Below are 618 nucleotides of genomic sequence, written 5' to 3'. Positions count from 1 at the left end.
AACACTGGCTCCGGCCAAATTGATGATTGCCCCCACCCCTTCCAGGCATTTGGTATCAATTTCTCCTTTTGAAGGATTCCAGTAAAAGCCTTTGTTATTATCACTTTTTTCAATCTTTGATCTACTCGTGGTAAGATAGTTTACTTCGATCCCGTTGTCCTGAAAAAGCTCTGTGATTTTGGAACCTATCAGCCCTGTGGCCCCGGTGATAAGAATGCGCATTTTATTTTTTAATTTACGGGATTACAGAGAGTAATACCGGAGGTTTATTAAAGCTTTAACAGGTTTCCAAGATCTTAAGCTTTTGTAGCCCGCAACATCTCTCTTTTTCCGGGTGGCCCCGGTAATCTTTCCACCTCAAAACCTGTCGCCTGCATTGCCCTTCTCACATCTCCTTTTGCCGAATAGGTGACAAGCACCCCTTGGGACCTTAAGGTATTATACATATTTTTAAACACTGCCTCACTCCACAATTCCGGCTGAACCCGGGGACCAAAAGCATCAAAATAAATGAGATCATATTCTGAAGTTGCAGTTATTTCACTAAAGAATTTTTTTTCCTTCTGAAGATCGAAAAATGGAGAAATTTCACTCCGGTTTTCCCAGGAAGTCTCATGT

2 protein-coding genes are annotated in these 618 nt (G+C 41.7%); both read right to left on the bottom strand.

The features are described from left to right. Positions 1–222 (bottom strand): NAD-dependent epimerase/dehydratase family protein (locus HC175_RS16355; RefSeq protein WP_168139451.1); only part of this gene is annotated, 222 nt, incomplete at its 3' end. Positions 223–296: 74 nt separating this feature from the next. Beyond that, on the bottom strand, positions 297–618 hold a 322-nt coding region (locus HC175_RS16350), incomplete at its 5' end, for an MnmC family methyltransferase (protein ID WP_262887243.1).

Source organism: Salinimicrobium oceani, assembly GCF_012037645.1.
This window is presented reverse-complemented; position numbering and strand designations above follow the sequence as displayed.